This is a genomic window from Roseovarius sp. B-10 (assembly GCF_056859295.1).
Genome location: NZ_JBSXOE010000038.1, coordinates 233,502 through 246,762, shown reverse-complemented (window position 1 = coordinate 246,762; position 13,261 = coordinate 233,502). Strand labels below are relative to the sequence as shown.

The 13,261-nt window shown below is 65.6% G+C and carries 16 protein-coding genes; 5 read left to right on the top strand and 11 right to left on the bottom strand.

Features of this window, described 5'->3' with window-relative positions:
- Positions 1 to 3 precede the first annotated feature (3 nt).
- Positions 4 to 1,053 carry an ABC transporter ATP-binding protein gene (locus AC13D8_RS16000; protein ID WP_482969657.1) on the top strand — a complete coding sequence of 350 codons (1,050 nt, stop codon included), beginning with the start codon at positions 4 to 6 and terminating at the stop codon, positions 1,051 to 1,053.
- Between the two features lie 59 nt (positions 1,054 to 1,112).
- On the opposite strand, the gene AC13D8_RS15995 is transcribed toward AC13D8_RS16000, so the two are convergent.
- From AC13D8_RS15995 to AC13D8_RS15965, 7 genes are all read right to left on the bottom strand, one after another.
- Positions 1,113 to 1,508, bottom strand: a complete 396-nt coding sequence (locus AC13D8_RS15995; RefSeq protein ID WP_482969656.1) for a Na+/H+ antiporter subunit G — start codon at positions 1,506 to 1,508, stop codon at positions 1,113 to 1,115.
- A 10-nt stretch (positions 1,509 to 1,518) separates the two neighbouring features.
- Entirely contained in the window at positions 1,519 to 1,788 is a 270-nt protein-coding gene (locus AC13D8_RS15990; protein WP_482969655.1) for a K+/H+ antiporter subunit F, read from the bottom strand.
- Complete coding sequence (locus AC13D8_RS15985; protein WP_129432972.1) at positions 1,785 to 2,276, bottom strand: Na+/H+ antiporter subunit E; 492 nt, start codon at positions 2,274 to 2,276, stop codon at positions 1,785 to 1,787. Before AC13D8_RS15985 ends, AC13D8_RS15990 begins: the two co-directional genes overlap by 4 nt.
- Before the next feature lie 13 nt (positions 2,277 to 2,289).
- Positions 2,290 to 3,798 carry a monovalent cation/H+ antiporter subunit D gene (locus AC13D8_RS15980; RefSeq protein WP_482969654.1) on the bottom strand — a complete coding sequence of 503 codons (1,509 nt, stop codon included), beginning with the start codon at positions 3,796 to 3,798 and terminating at the stop codon, positions 2,290 to 2,292.
- Positions 3,795 to 4,145 carry a Na+/H+ antiporter subunit C gene (locus AC13D8_RS15975; protein WP_482969653.1) on the bottom strand — a complete coding sequence of 117 codons (351 nt, stop codon included), beginning with the start codon at positions 4,143 to 4,145 and terminating at the stop codon, positions 3,795 to 3,797. The genes AC13D8_RS15980 and AC13D8_RS15975 overlap by 4 nt, the downstream gene beginning before the upstream one ends.
- A gap of 1 nt (position 4,146) precedes the next feature.
- Entirely contained in the window at positions 4,147 to 7,029 is a 2,883-nt protein-coding gene (locus AC13D8_RS15970; RefSeq protein WP_482969652.1) for a monovalent cation/H+ antiporter subunit A, read from the bottom strand.
- A 153-nt stretch (positions 7,030 to 7,182) separates the two neighbouring features.
- The gene (locus AC13D8_RS15965; protein WP_482969651.1) at positions 7,183 to 7,665 is read right to left on the bottom strand and encodes an RNA pyrophosphohydrolase; all 483 of its coding nucleotides are present in this window, start codon (positions 7,663 to 7,665) and stop codon (positions 7,183 to 7,185) included.
- A gap of 135 nt (positions 7,666 to 7,800) precedes the next feature.
- Between AC13D8_RS15965 and AC13D8_RS15960 the strand changes: the two genes are divergently transcribed.
- Positions 7,801 to 8,649, top strand: a complete 849-nt coding sequence (locus tag AC13D8_RS15960; protein WP_482969650.1) for a DMT family transporter — start codon at positions 7,801 to 7,803, stop codon at positions 8,647 to 8,649.
- On the opposite strand, the gene AC13D8_RS15955 is transcribed toward AC13D8_RS15960, so the two are convergent.
- Positions 8,639 to 9,082 (bottom strand): NUDIX domain-containing protein, encoded by a 444-nt coding sequence (locus AC13D8_RS15955; RefSeq protein ID WP_482969649.1) that lies wholly within the window; start codon positions 9,080 to 9,082, stop codon positions 8,639 to 8,641. The two genes, AC13D8_RS15960 and AC13D8_RS15955, sit on opposite strands and share 11 nt — an antisense overlap.
- Positions 9,083 to 9,218: 136 nt before the next feature.
- Between AC13D8_RS15955 and AC13D8_RS15950 the strand changes: the two genes are divergently transcribed.
- Positions 9,219 to 9,797, top strand: a complete 579-nt coding sequence (locus tag AC13D8_RS15950) for a nitroreductase family protein (RefSeq protein WP_482969648.1) — start codon at positions 9,219 to 9,221, stop codon at positions 9,795 to 9,797.
- Positions 9,794 to 10,498 (top strand): EI24 domain-containing protein, encoded by a 705-nt coding sequence (locus AC13D8_RS15945; RefSeq protein WP_482969647.1) that lies wholly within the window; start codon positions 9,794 to 9,796, stop codon positions 10,496 to 10,498. The genes AC13D8_RS15950 and AC13D8_RS15945 overlap by 4 nt, the downstream gene beginning before the upstream one ends.
- Here AC13D8_RS15945 and AC13D8_RS15940 read toward each other — a convergent pair.
- The gene (locus AC13D8_RS15940; protein ID WP_104019883.1) at positions 10,467 to 10,748 is read right to left on the bottom strand and encodes a DUF1467 family protein; all 282 of its coding nucleotides are present in this window, start codon (positions 10,746 to 10,748) and stop codon (positions 10,467 to 10,469) included. The two genes, AC13D8_RS15945 and AC13D8_RS15940, sit on opposite strands and share 32 nt — an antisense overlap.
- Positions 10,748 to 11,152 (bottom strand): methylmalonyl-CoA epimerase, encoded by a 405-nt coding sequence (mce, locus tag AC13D8_RS15935; protein ID WP_129432987.1) that lies wholly within the window; start codon positions 11,150 to 11,152, stop codon positions 10,748 to 10,750. Before mce ends, AC13D8_RS15940 begins: the two co-directional genes overlap by 1 nt.
- Before the next feature lie 154 nt (positions 11,153 to 11,306).
- On the opposite strand from mce, the gene AC13D8_RS15930 reads away from it, so the two are divergent.
- A complete protein-coding gene (locus AC13D8_RS15930) occupies positions 11,307 to 12,008 on the top strand; it encodes a response regulator (protein WP_482969646.1) in 702 nt (233 codons plus the stop codon).
- Positions 12,009 to 12,168: 160 nt separating this feature from the next.
- On the opposite strand, the gene AC13D8_RS15925 is transcribed toward AC13D8_RS15930, so the two are convergent.
- Complete coding sequence (locus AC13D8_RS15925) at positions 12,169 to 13,260, bottom strand: Hint domain-containing protein (RefSeq protein WP_482969645.1); 1,092 nt, start codon at positions 13,258 to 13,260, stop codon at positions 12,169 to 12,171.
- Position 13,261: the final 1 nt, after the last annotated feature.

The following is a 13,261-nucleotide window of genomic DNA, read 5'->3' as shown; positions in this document are numbered from 1 at the left end:
GACATGGCAACCGTAGAACTGGACGATATCAAGAAACGCTTTGGCGCCACGGAGGTGATCAAGGGTGTGAGTGTCGATGTGGCCGATGGCGAATTCATCGTCATCGTCGGCCCCTCGGGCTGTGGCAAATCCACATTGTTGCGCATGGTCGCGGGGCTGGAAACGATCAGCGACGGAGAATTGCGCATCAATGGCACCCGCGCCAACGAGCGTGAGCCGATGGACCGTGACATCGCGATGGTGTTTCAGAACTACGCGCTCTATCCGCATATGAGCGTGGCTCAGAACATGGGCTACGGCCTTCGCATCAAGGGACTTCCCAAGGCGGAGATCGCCGCCAAGGTGCGAGACGCGGCTGAGTTGCTACAACTGACGGATCTCTTGGACCGCAAGCCCCGGCAGCTCTCGGGCGGGCAGCGGCAGCGCGTCGCCATGGGCCGCGCCATCGTGCGCGAACCCAAGGTGTTTCTGTTCGACGAGCCGCTGTCGAATCTGGACGCCAAGCTGCGGGTGCAGATGCGGCTGGAGATTCGCGAGTTGCAGGCCAAGCTGGGGATCACCGCGCTTTACGTCACCCACGATCAGGTCGAGGCGATGACCATGGCCGACCGGATGATCGTGATGAACGAGGGCCGCGCCGAGCAGATAGGCACGCCGCTCGACGTCTACGAGCGACCCGAGAGCCTCTTTGCCGCGCAGTTCATCGGCAGCCCGTCGATGAATGTCGTCGAGGCCGAGGGGCGCGAGGAAGGGTTGCACCTGGGCGACATGGTCCTACCCAACCCGACCGGTGCGCATGGCCCCGTGATGCTCGGGCTGCGCCCCGAGCACCTCTCGCCCGACCCTGGCGGCCCGATCACCATGGAGGTGTTGCTCGCCGAGCCGCTCGGGGCCAACACGCTTCTGCATGGCAAGCTCGCAAATGGCCAGAGCTTTACAGCAAGCCTCCCGGGGGTGCACCGCGCAGGCCACGGGGGCGAGACACTGCGATTGTCGATCCCGCCTGAAAACATGCATGTCTTTGACAGGGAGACGGAGCGGCGGCTGGGATGATTTTGGCCTTGAGCTACCGTTCGGTCTCTGGCCCCGGCGCGGAGAAAAGCCCGCCTCGGCTATCCCGCCGTTTCGCCCTCTGCCGCCGCCTCGATCCGTGCGCGCTCGGCGTCACTCTCGTAGCTGGCCCAGGGCCGGTCAGTAGCAGTGGGCGGCAGGTCACCGGGCTTGCGGGTAAGGTGCAGATGCGTCTTGGCCACGAAATGCCCGGTGATCGGCGCGGTCAGGAACAGGAACAGCGTGATCATCAGCTCATGAAACGAGAACTGTCCGACCACGAAATAGAAATACAGCATGGACGCGATCAGCGCTCCTCCCACCCCCAGCGTCGTGGCCTTGGTGGGTGCGTGCAACCGCATCATCGGGTCGGGCAGCTTGATGAGTCCGAAGGAACCCACCAGTCCGAAGATGCCGCTGATGACCAGACAGACCGATATCAATATCTCGACGAGCATCGCACCCTCCCTATTCGATGATGTCCCCGCGCAGCAGGAAGCGCGTGTAGGACACTGTGGAAATGAAGCCGGTCATGGCGATGATCATCGACGCCTCGAAATACATCGTCGTGCCCTCGAGGATGCCAAAGAGCGCCAGCAGCGCGATGGCGTTGATCACCATCGTGTCGAGCGCGAGGATGCGGTCACCCTTGGTGGGCGCGCGCACGACCCGATAGATATTGAGCAGCAGGGCGAGGCCGAAACAGGTGAAAGCGAAGGTCAGCGCGTATCCGATCATTCGAATATCTCCTTCAGCCGGGTCTCGTAGCGCGCCTTGATACCGTCGCGCACGGAATCGGGATCGGGCGCGTCGAGGCAATGCACCAACAGGCTGCGCCCGTCCGCCGCCACGTCGCTCGACACGGTGCCAGGCGTCATGGTGATGGTGCCCGCCAGCACTGTAATCGCCTCAGGCGAGCGCAGCTCGAGCGGAATGGAAATCCAGGCGGGATGCGTGTTGGCGTTGGACTTGAACAGGATCACATAGGCCACCTGCACATTGGCCACGCAGATATCCCAGAGCGCGATGAAGATGTACTCCACGATCCGCGGCAGGCTGCGAAGCTTGGGCCGGTTGGGCCAGTAGGGCGCGGTTACGAGCGGGATGATCAGCCCGAGGATCGCACCGAGTACGAGGTTCCCCAACGTTACCTTGTTGACCAGCATCTGCCAGACCACGATCAGCAGCAACGTCAGGAACGGATGGGGCAGGATCTTGCGCAGCATCATCTCTCCTCCCTCAGCCCTGTCCCAGAACGGCTTCGATATAGACGGCGGGCGCGTGCAACTGCGCCGCCGTCGCCTCCAGATAGCCCATCACCGGCCCCGCGAATACCGAAAGCGCCACGATCCCGGCCAGTAGTCCGAAGGCCGCGACCAGCGGCAGCGCCGGTTGCGGCGCGGGATACGCTTCCGGTTCGCTCCCGTTCACCTTCCAGAACACGACGCTGCCCGCTTGCGCAAAACCCAGCACGGCCACCAGCGAGGTAGCCAGTACCGCGCCCCAGATCAGCCAGACATCTGCCATGTGGCGGGTAGCATCCAGGATCTGCAACTTGCCGACGAAGCCCGAAAACGGCGGCAGCCCCGCCACGGCGATCGCTGCGCCGAACCACAGCGCGGCCAGCATCCCGTGCTGCGCCATCCGCGGCCCCGGCATCAGCGCCCCCGCCAGCACGCCGCGCCGCTCGCGCACCAGATCAACAACGACAAACAGGAGCGCCCCGCCCAGTGTCGAATGGATCGCGTAGTAAAGCGCCGCTGCCGTCGATTGCGGTGTGAATACCGCCACCGCGATCAACAGTGTTCCCATCGACCCGATCGAGGCAAAGGCCGCCAGCCGCCCCAGTCGCCTAGCCCCGAGAATGCCGATCATCCCCGCCGCCAGGGTGAGAAGTGCGCCATAAAGCAACACGTCGTCAATCAGGTTGGCGGTGACGTCGAGATCAGGGCCAAAAATCAGCGTGTAGAAGCGCAGGATCGCGTAGGCGCCGATCTTGGTCATGATGGCAAAGAGCGCGGCCACCGGCGCGGGCGCCTCAGCATAGGTGTTGGGGAGCCAGAAATGCAGCGGCAACAGCGCCGCCTTGATCGCGAAGACGAGGAACAGCAACATCGCACCGACCCGCAACAGCGCGCTGTCCTCGACAGGGATTTCAACCGCGCGCACCGCGAGATCGGCCATGTTGAGCGTACCAGTCACGGCATAGAGCGTGCCAAGCGCGAACAAAAACAGCGTCGAGCCCAGCAGGTTGTAGATGACGTATTGCACCCCTGCCTTGAGCCTGCGCGCGCCGCCCGCGTGGATCATCAGCCCGTAAGAGGCGATGAGCAGCACCTCGAAGAATACGAAGAGGTTGAACGCGTCGCCGGTAAGGAACGCGCCACAGATTCCCATGAGCTGAAACTGCCACAGTGCGTGGAAATTGCGCCCCCGCTGATCCCAGCCCGTCCCGATGGCGTAGAGCAGCACGACGAGAGCCAGCACCGCCGTCAGCAGCACCATCATCGCCGACAGCCGGTCGAGCACCAGCACGATCCCGAAGGGCGCTGGCCAGTCGCCCAATTCGTAGACACTGATGCCGCCCCTTGCGGCCGTCACGGCCAGCGCCAGCGCGATGGCCAGGAGCGCTACGCAACTCGCTACCGAGAACACCCGTTGCAGCGTCGGATGATGCCGCATCGCCAGTGTCAATATCGCCGCCATGATCGCCGGCAGAACCACGGGCGCGATGATCCAGTGGCTCATGCCTCGCCCTCCCGGCTCTCATCCTCGGGGGGCAGGCTCACATCGTCCGAGCGCGACGACAGGTAGGCCCCCAGCGCCAGTATCACCACCACGGCCGTCATTCCGAAGGAGATCACAATGGCGGTTAGCACCAATGCCTGCGGCAGCGGATCGGTATAGGTCTCGACACCCTTGCGCAGGATAGGCGGTGCATCGACGATAAGCCGCCCGGTCGCGAACAGGAAGAGATTGACAGCGTAGGTCAGGAGCGACAGTCCGATGATCACCGGAAAGGTCCTGAGCCGGAGCACGAGATACAGCCCCGCCGCCGTCAGGACCCCGATGGTCGTTGCCATGAGCAATTCCATATCAGCCCCCCCCGCCGCTCTCGCCGGTCTCTTCGCGTGCCGGGTCGACGTCCATCGGCAAGACGTTGACAGTCTCGCCGGTGCGCCGCGCCATGCTCGACAGGCTCTGAAGCGCGAGCATCACGGCCCCCACCACCGTGAGGAACACGCCCAGGTCGAAGGCCATCGCCGTAGCCCATTCGAATTCCTCTATGGGCGGGTAATGCAAATAGCCGTAATCCGAGGTCAGGAATGGCCGCCCGGCGAGCCACGCACCGACACCGGTCAGCGCTGCGATCAGCACACCAAGGCCGATGGTGGCGTGATACGTCACGCGCTGCCGCGCCTCCGCCCAGCCATAGCCCGAGGCCATGTATTGCATGAGAAACGCGATGGCCACGATCAGCCCGGCGATGAAGCCGCCGCCCGGCTCGTTATGCCCGCGCAGGAAGATGTAAGCCCCCACCATCAGCGCGATGGGCATCATTACGCGGGTTGCCACCACCATCATCAGCGGGTGGCGGTCGCCCGCCTGCCCCTCGGGGTTGGTGTCCGGGCCCCAGTTCGCCAGCCAGCGCCCGCCCTCGCCGCGCAGCACCGTGTCGGTCAGCGCGAAGATGATCAGCGCCGCGATGCCCAACACGATGATCTCGCCGAACGTGTCGTAGCCGCGGAAATCCACGAGGATAACGTTGACGACGTTGGTGCCACCGCCGCCCTTGTAGGAATTAGCGAGGTGAAAGGCCGAGATGCTCTCGAAGGCGAAATCACGCACAAGGATCGCATAGGTGAGCCCGGTCACGGCCACACCGCCCATCACCGCGACCGCCCCATCGCGCAGCCGCCGTGCAGGGTGGCTCTCGGCGGGGGTCTCGCGCGGTAGGAAGTTGAGCGCCAGCAACAGCAGGATAATGGTTACCACCTCTACCGAAATCTGCGTAAGCGCGAGGTCAGGGGCCGAGAAATAGACGAAACTCAGCGACACCATCAGCCCCACGATCCCCAGGAGCACCAGTGCCGTAAAGCGGGCGCGATGATAGACCACCAGCAGCGCGGTCGCCACCAGCAGGAGCACCCAGCCCACTGCCGGCACCAGCGCCACCGGCAACGGCTCGCGCGTGGGCGGTGCCATTCCGCCGGCCTGCCAGGCGAACCAGCCCAGCACCGGCACCACTATCGAGAACACGACGGCGTTGCGCATCAGGCTACCGTCGTGCACCCCGTCGGTAAGTGCCGTGCTCGCCCGCGTCACCGTACGGGTCACGGCGTCGAACATGGTCTTGGCTTCGGGGCGTGGGGTGGCGTTCCACATCCGCATAAGAGGTGCGTGCAGCGCCAGCAGCACCGCACCGCCAGCGACCGCGATCACTGACATCCAGAAGGCGGGCACCAACCCGTGCCAGTGATATATCTTGACGTGTGGGTCCGCCTGCGTAACCGCCTGAGCGCTGATCTTTACCAGATCGCCTGCGAATGTCATCGGCATGAAACCGATGAGGATCACCAGCACTGTCAGAAACGCGGGCGCGGCCCACATGCCGAAGCCGGGATCATGGGGAGGCGCCGGATAATCGTGCCGCCTGCGCCCAAGGAACACGTGCGCTATGTAGCGAAACGAGTAGGCCACCGAGAACAACGCGCCGAGCGTGGCCACCGCCCCCATCATCCACGCCGGACCAATCCAGTACGTATGGGCCACCTCCTCGAGCATCATTTCCTTGGAGAGGAACCCGTTGAGTGGTGGGATGCCCGCCATAGACAGCGCCGCCACCGTGGCGATGGTGAAGGTGATCGGCATCAGGTGCCGCAGCCCACCCAGCCGCTTGATGTCGCGGGTATGCGCCTCGTGATCGACGATCCCCGCGGTCATGAAGAGCGCGGCCTTGAAGGTCGCGTGGTTGATGATGTGGAACATCGCCACCACCGCCGCCGCCTTGGTCCCCAACCCCAAAAGCATGGTGATGAGGCCGAGATGACTGACCGTGGAGAAGGCCAGAAGCGCCTTGAGATCGTCCTTGAAGAGCGCGATCTTGGCACCGATCACCATCGTGATCAGACCTGTCGAGGCCACGATCCAGAACCATTCCGGCGTCCCCGCCAGCACCGGCCACATCCTCGCCATCAAGAACAGCCCCGCCTTCACCATCGTGGCTGAGTGCAGATAGGCCGAGACCGGCGTCGGCGCGGCCATGGCGTGCGGCAGCCAGAAGTGGAACGGGAACTGCGCCGACTTGGTGAAGCAGCCCAGCAGGATCAGGATCAGCGCGGGCAGGTACATCGGGCTCGCCTGAATGGCGTCCTTCTGCGTCAGGATTACGCTCAGGTCATAGCTTCCGACGATATTGCCGAGGATCAGCATCCCCGCGATCATCGCCAGCCCGCCAAGCCCCGTCACCACGAGCGCCATACGCGCGCCCTGCCGCCCCTCGGGCAGGTGCTTCCAGTAGCCGATGAGCAGGAAGGACGAGAGCGACGTCAGCTCCCAGAACACCAGCAAAAGCAGGATGTTGTCGCTGAGAACGATTCCCACCATCGCGCCCTGGAATAGCAGCAGGTAAGTAAAGAACTGCCCCATCGGATCCTCGCGCGACAGGTAGAACCGCGCGTAGAGGATGATGAGAAGCCCGATCCCGAGGATCATCCCGGCAAACAGGAGCCCCAGCCCGTCGAGCATGAAATTCACGTTGAGGCCGAGCGACGGCAGCCAGTCGATGCCAAAGGTCAGCACCTCGCCGCGCATCACCGATGGCACACAGAGCATGAGTAGCGTGAGCGCGAGAATGGTCGGCGCGGCGGTGAAGGCGGTGCAGGTGTTGCGCCCCGCCTGTATCATCAACCCCGGAAGCAGCGCGCCCAGAAACGGCAGCGCCGCGATGATCGGCAAGAACCCTGCGGCGCTTTCCATGGCGGCCTGCCCCCTGTCCCGTGGCCCGCTCCTCAAGCCGCACCTGATAACCGGCGCAGGTCGGACCCTCTCGCGTTAGGAAGCAAGTATAGGCATGGACCGGCACGCAACAAGCCGATTCCGACATTGCAGATTGCAGAATCGGCGCACGGTTCAGAGCCTGTCAGAGAATTCGTCGAGTACGGCGGCATAGACCGCGTGCTTGAACGGCACGATATGCGTCAGCAGGTCCTCGGGCGGCAGCCAGCGCCACTCGGAAAATTCCGGGTGTTCGGTGGCGATGTTCACATCCGCGTCCTCCCCCAGAAACCGCATGAGCAGCCATTTCTGTTCCTGCCCGCGAAAGCGCCCCTTCCAGATCCGCGGAACCAGATCGTGGGGCAGGTCATAGCGCAGCCAGTCCGCGGTCTCGGCCTCTATACACACCTTATCGGGCGTCACGCCGGCTTCCTCCCACAGCTCGCGCAGCGCCGCGTCGCGCGTCGTCTCGCCCGCGTCGATACCTCCCTGCGGCATCTGCCAAGCGGGGGAATCGTTGTCGATGCGCTGCCCGACAAAGACTTCACCCGCGCGGTTGGCGAGCATGACACCGACACAGCGGCGATACGGCAGGCGGGCAATTTCCTCGGGGGTCATGACAATCCTGTAAGGTGGCTTTGGAGCGCACAGTGCGGGGCGGCCCCGCAGAGGTCAAGACAGCCCGGCGCGCCCCCGTTGCCCGGACACCCATCCGTGACTATACGTCCGCCGCGCGGCGCGCTATGGGGAGCCATGCGCCTTTTCCTTCTGACCTCGCTCACCATGATCGCCTTCGCCGCCAATTCGGTCCTGAACCGCATGGCGCTTGCCGGCGGCAGCATTGACGCGGCAAGCTTCGGCACAATCCGGCTCATCGCAGGGGCAGTGATGCTAGGGGGGTTGGGCATCGCCCTGCGCGGCGGGCTGAGGCTTGGCGGGGCGGGGCGGGCGATCGGCGTGCTGGCGCTCCTCGTCTATATCTACGGGTTCTCCGCTGCCTATACCGCGCTCGATGCAGGGCTCGGCGCACTCATCCTGTTCGGCGTGGTGCAGATCACCATGTTCGCGGGCGGCCTCGTCGCGGGCGAGGCCACGCCGACACGCCGCTGGATCGGGGCGGCGCTGGCCTTTGCAGGCCTTATCTGGCTGCTCTGGCCCGGAGCGGGACCGCAGGTCAGCGTGCTGCACGGCCTGTCGATGGCCGCCGCGGGCGTCGGCTGGGGCCTCTACTCGCTGGCCGGACGGCGCGAACCCGATGCGCTTCAGGCCACGGCGGCCAATTTCATCCTCGCCGCGCCGCTGGGGCTTGTCGTGGGTTTCGCCCTGCCCGCGGGCGGGTCCGGCACGCATGCAGGCACCGAGGGCATAGCGCTCGCCATCCTGTCGGGGGCGGTCACGTCCGGCCTCGGCTACGCGCTGTGGTATCGCGTGTTGCCGGGGCTCGACTCGGCGGTCGCCGCGGTGGCGCAACTGACGGTGCCGGTGATCGCTGTGGCGGGTGGCATGATTTTCCTCGGAGAGAGTATGGGACTGCAAACCCTGCTCGCCAGCGCACTGGTGCTGGGCGGCGTGGCGGTTTCGGTGCTGCGGCTCAGGGGTTGACGAGGCGTTCCAAAGGATCGTAGCCCATCCCCCGTGCAAAGGCGACCCGCGCAAGGCTGTCGGGCTTGACCCGAAGCGCCGCCATCTCCTCGCGCGTGACCCAGGACCGACGGCTCACCACGCCCTCGGGGTCGCACCAGTCGTCACGGAGCGCCCCGCTGACGAGACGGCAGCGAAAGAACACCTCCACCTGGTGAAAGCCGCTCTCGGGCGCGTGGAACTCGTTGACGAGGCAAGGCGCACCCACCGCGATCACCAATCCCGTTTCCTCGTGAACCTCGCGGATCAGGTTCTCGGGCAGCGAGGCATGGGGCTCGACCCCGCCGCCGGGTGCGCACCACAGGGCGCTCGTGGCATCTCTGAAGGCGTTGACCAACAATAGCCGCCCGTCCTCGACGATCACGGCGCGCACGGCGAGGCGGGGTTCGGGCATGATACAGATACTCCGGTTGCGGGGGCCGCCGGAGACTAGCAGGCGGCGTGCGGCGCGCAAGCAAGGGGTTGACCACGCGCGCCCGGTTGTCGACATCTTGCCGGTAACCGCTGCACCCCGACCGGAGAGATAACCGATGCCCGCCCCCGATACCGCCGCTCTGGACTTCCTGCGCACCCGCCGCTCGCATCCGGCCAAGACGCTCGGCCTGCCGGCACCGGATCGCACAACCCTGCGACCGCTGCTCGAAATGGCGCTGCGCTGCCCCGACCATGGCAAGCTCGAGCCGTGGCGGCTCATCGTGCTAGAACGCGCGGCGCTTGAGCGCCTTGCCAGGCTCGTGGAGGGCTGCGGCAAGCGGCTCGGGAGGAGTACGGCCGAGATCGACAAACAGCGCGCTCAATTCGCCGACGCGCATCTCGCCGTAGCAGTGATCTTCTCGCCCAAGCCCTCCGACAAGGTGCCCGCCGTCGAACAGGGCCATTCCGCCGCCTGCGTGGCCTACGGGCTGCTGAACGCGGCGCTCGCGGCGGGCTGGGGGGCCAACTGGCTCACCGGCTGGGCCATCCACGATACTACCTTTGCCCGCGAAGCACTCGGGCTTGAGCTTGAGGAACGGATCGTCGGCTTCATCCACATCGGCACTGAAACCGCTGCCCCGCCCGAACGCCCGCGCCCCGACGCCAACGCCCTCACCACCTGGATGGACGCATGATCTTCACCGCCTTTCTCAAGACACTTGGCCAGATCGGCGACCGACGCTTCCGCCGGGTGCTGCTTCTGGGGATAGGGCTCACCCTCGCGGTGCTGATCGCCGCCTATGCCGCCGTCATATGGCTCATTCAGGGGATGGTGGGCGATACTGCCGTGCTGCCCGTGATCGGCGAGGTGACATGGCTGGGCGACCTGCTGAGCGGGGCGTCGTTGTTCCTTATGATGGTGCTGTCTGTGTTCCTGATGGTGCCGGTGGCCTCGGCGATCACCTCGATGTTTCTCGACGAGGTGGCCGCGGCGGTGGAGGACCGCCACTATCCCGGCCTGCCACCGGTGGCGGGCGCCTCTTTCAGCGAGGGGCTCAAGGACACCGTCAATTTCCTCGGGGTCATCATCCTCGCCAACACGCTGGCGCTGATCCTCTACGCGATCTTCACGCCCTTCGCGGTGTTCATCTTCTGGGGGCTCAACGGCTACTTGCTGGGGATGGAGTATTTCACCCTTGCCGCCATGCGCCGCGAAGGGCGCGTCGCCGCGATCCGCCTTCGCAAGAAAAACCGGCTGACGATCTGGGCGGCGGGGGTGCTGATGGCGATGCCGCTCTCGGTGCCGGTGGTGAATCTGCTGATCCCGATCCTCGGGGCCGCCACCTTTACCCATATCTACCACGCTATCCGGCGGAAGGCGGGCCCATCCGGTTGAACAAGTCGATATCGCGCACCGATATCATCCCCGACAGGATCACGTATGCACAAATCGCCCACAGGATCGCGGCAATGCCGGTGGTGATCCACGCCTTTTTCTTCAGGTGATGATGCTCGGGCGATCCGGCCTGCGTGCCGGGCACGATGCGGCCCAGATCGCCCTGCGTCTGGATGCGGACCGGGAGCACGACAAAGAAGGTCAGAAACCAGATCACCACGTAGAGCACGATGGCCGAGGTAATACCCATCAGACCTGCTCCAACTCGGTCAGCGTGCCGTTCATGTCCTTGGGATGCAGGAACAGCACCGGCTTGCCGTGGGCACCGATCTTCGGTTCACCATCGCCCAGCACTCGCAAACCGCTGGCCTTGAGCTGGTCGCGCGCGGCGAGGATGTCCTCGACCTCGTAGCAGACATGGTGGATGCCGCCCGCGGGATTCTTGTCGAGGAAGCCCTGGATCGGGCTGTCCTCGCCCAGCGGATAAAGAAGCTCGATCTTGGTGTTAGGCAATTCGATGAACACAACCGTCACGCCGTGATCGGGCTCGTCCTGCGGCGCGCCGACATTGGCACCCAGCGCATCGCGGTACTGCGCGCTCGCGGCCTCGAGGTCGGGCACGGCGATGGCGACATGGTTGAGACGTCCGATCATTTCCTGGCTCTCCTGTGGTCCCGGGGCTGGGGCACGTTATGGGGATGATAGGCGCGGCTGGCAAGCGGACGAGCCGCCGCAGCCGCCCATTAACCGCACGTTCACCAATGCCGGGCCATGCTTCCGGCAAACGGAGCAAGAAGGGATCACAAGCATGCGCGATCGCGACAGTCTCGCCCGCCGCCCCGCACAGGGCACCGCGCGCCCGCTTCTGGGCATGACCGTCCTCGTGGTGGAGGACAGCCGCTTCGCATCCGAGGCGCTGCGGATCATGTGCCTGCGCAGCGGCGCGCGCATCCGCCGCGCCGACAGCCTCGGTGCGGCGTGGCGCCACCTGCAGGTCTACCGCCCCTCGGTCATCCTCGTCGATGCCGGGTTGCCTGACGGGTCGGGGTTGGGTCTCGTGGCTTCGCTTGCACAGGCTAGGCCGCGGATCGGCACGATTCTGGCGATGAGCGGCACACCCGGCATGGCCGAGGCCGCGCGGGAGTCGGGGGCGGACGGGTTCCTCGCCAAGCCGCTCGACCGCCTTGATCTGTTTCAGGCCGAAATCCTGCCGCATCTACCGCCAGATCACGGCACGCCGGGGCTGCGCGCACTCGCACCTGATCGCATCGCTCCAGACCCGCTCGCCTATCGCGACGACCTCGACCAGATTCGCGACCTGCTCGGCGGCAAGCCCGACGATGCGGCGCTGGCCTATGCCGCGCAGTTCCTCTCAGGCGTCGCGCGCGACGCGGGTGACTGCACGCTCGCCCGCGCGGCCAGCGGCCTCACTGGCCCCGGCACGACCTCCTGCCTCGCCCATGTCATGCGTCTGCTTGACAGGCGACTCGCCGGACGGGCCGCGCTCTGATCAGATCATGCGCGGCTCGAGGGGGAAAAGTCGACACCAGATCAGTTGTGGTCTAACGCGAACATTCAGGTCTCGGTGCCAATGCGCGGCTAACGAGAAGGTCCGCGCCAGGCCAAATCCACACCCGTAGGAGTTCGCCTCCGACGACGTCTAACCCCCGTCACGCCGCGCGCGTCATCGCCAGCGCAGTCGCCTCGTATGACTTCAAAACCGGCCAGAGCGGGCGCGAATGCTCGGGCAGGCGCGCGCGGTTGAGCCCAGACAGAAGGCTCATCGACACGATCTCCGGCTTGCGCCGTATCCGCTCCAGGTACAGGCTTTCGGTGCGCGCGCCCGCGGCCTGGATCTCCTCGTGTTCCGGCAGCACCAGCCCGTGATAGCAGGTGAGCGGCCCCGCCTCTGCATGAACGGCAGCCGATCCGTTGACGAGGTGACAGGCCGCGACCAGCACCGCCTCCGAGCCGAAGAGATATTCCACGTCCGAGCCGCCGATCACCAGCCTCTGGTGCGGCGCAACCACGATATCGGCACGCAGACCGAAATAGGGCGCACGCAGCCGCACGGGGCGAAAACTGCCCGCTGACGGCACGCTGCGCGACAGCCGGTGCAGCACCGGCACCACCGCCCCGCCGGTGCCGCGCACGCAATCGCCACGCCGCAGCCGTCCCGCTTCGACATATCCCCCCGGGGTGCGCACAGGCACCTCGCCCACAAGCCCCGGCATCGGCCCGACCGGCTCGACCTCATCGGAGAGCGCGGCAAAGATAACTTCCGGGTCAAGATGCCGCTGCCGTGGGTCGGTGAACGCCATGCGCAGGTCGGCTAGCGGCATGGGATGCGGTGGCGGCACGGTGATGCTGCGCACCCCGATGATCCCGGGCCGTTCCAGCGACAGCCGCCCCCAACGCCCCGGGGCATCCCAGCTATAGCTGATGCGCAGGCTGTCGCTGCGGTCATCGGGCCGGAACGGCAGGATGGCGTGGCGGACGTCGCGCTCCTGCGTCTCGACAAGCGCCACGCCGCCCGATGGCAAGAGTTGCAGCGAGAAGCCACCGTTCCACGGATGCGTGCGCCCGAAGGACAAGAGCGTCTGCGGCCGCCGACCGATCGCGGGGCGTGTCTCCAGAAGCAGCGTGCCTCGCGGCAGCAGCGCGGTCGGATCGGCGGTTTGCGGCCCCTGACGCCCCGTGCCGCCGATCCCGCGGGGGGCAAATTGCCCGCCATCGCGACCGGTCAGCGCGATCCAGCCCATC

What these genes read in the sequence shown, in the direction of transcription:
- AC13D8_RS15980 (WP_482969654.1), bottom strand. Translation starts at nt 3,798, where the DNA reads ATGAGCCACTGGATCATCGCGCCCGTGGTTCTGCCGGCGATCATGGCG.
- AC13D8_RS15990 (WP_482969655.1), bottom strand. Translation starts at nt 1,788, where the DNA reads ATGATCGGATACGCGCTGACCTTCGCTTTCACCTGTTTCGGCCTCGCC.
- AC13D8_RS15975 (WP_482969653.1), bottom strand. Translation starts at nt 4,145, where the DNA reads ATGGAATTGCTCATGGCAACGACCATCGGGGTCCTGACGGCGGCGGGG.
- AC13D8_RS15930 (WP_482969646.1), top strand. Translation starts at nt 11,307, where the DNA reads ATGCGCGATCGCGACAGTCTCGCCCGCCGCCCCGCACAGGGCACCGCG.
- AC13D8_RS16000 (WP_482969657.1), top strand. Translation starts at nt 4, where the DNA reads ATGGCAACCGTAGAACTGGACGATATCAAGAAACGCTTTGGCGCCACG.
- AC13D8_RS15925 (WP_482969645.1), bottom strand. Translation starts at nt 13,260, where the DNA reads ATGGGCTGGATCGCGCTGACCGGTCGCGATGGCGGGCAATTTGCCCCC.
- AC13D8_RS15995 (WP_482969656.1), bottom strand. Translation starts at nt 1,508, where the DNA reads ATGCTCGTCGAGATATTGATATCGGTCTGTCTGGTCATCAGCGGCATC.
- AC13D8_RS15970 (WP_482969652.1), bottom strand. Translation starts at nt 7,029, where the DNA reads ATGGAAAGCGCCGCAGGGTTCTTGCCGATCATCGCGGCGCTGCCGTTT.
- AC13D8_RS15965 (WP_482969651.1), bottom strand. Translation starts at nt 7,665, where the DNA reads ATGACCCCCGAGGAAATTGCCCGCCTGCCGTATCGCCGCTGTGTCGGT.
- AC13D8_RS15940 (WP_104019883.1), bottom strand. Translation starts at nt 10,748, where the DNA reads ATGGGTATTACCTCGGCCATCGTGCTCTACGTGGTGATCTGGTTTCTG.
- AC13D8_RS15985 (WP_129432972.1), bottom strand. Translation starts at nt 2,276, where the DNA reads ATGCTGCGCAAGATCCTGCCCCATCCGTTCCTGACGTTGCTGCTGATC.
- AC13D8_RS15955 (WP_482969649.1), bottom strand. Translation starts at nt 9,082, where the DNA reads ATGCCCGAACCCCGCCTCGCCGTGCGCGCCGTGATCGTCGAGGACGGG.
- mce (WP_129432987.1), bottom strand. Translation starts at nt 11,152, where the DNA reads ATGATCGGACGTCTCAACCATGTCGCCATCGCCGTGCCCGACCTCGAG.
- AC13D8_RS15945 (WP_482969647.1), top strand. Translation starts at nt 9,794, where the DNA reads ATGATCTTCACCGCCTTTCTCAAGACACTTGGCCAGATCGGCGACCGA.
- AC13D8_RS15950 (WP_482969648.1), top strand. Translation starts at nt 9,219, where the DNA reads ATGCCCGCCCCCGATACCGCCGCTCTGGACTTCCTGCGCACCCGCCGC.
- AC13D8_RS15960 (WP_482969650.1), top strand. Translation starts at nt 7,801, where the DNA reads ATGCGCCTTTTCCTTCTGACCTCGCTCACCATGATCGCCTTCGCCGCC.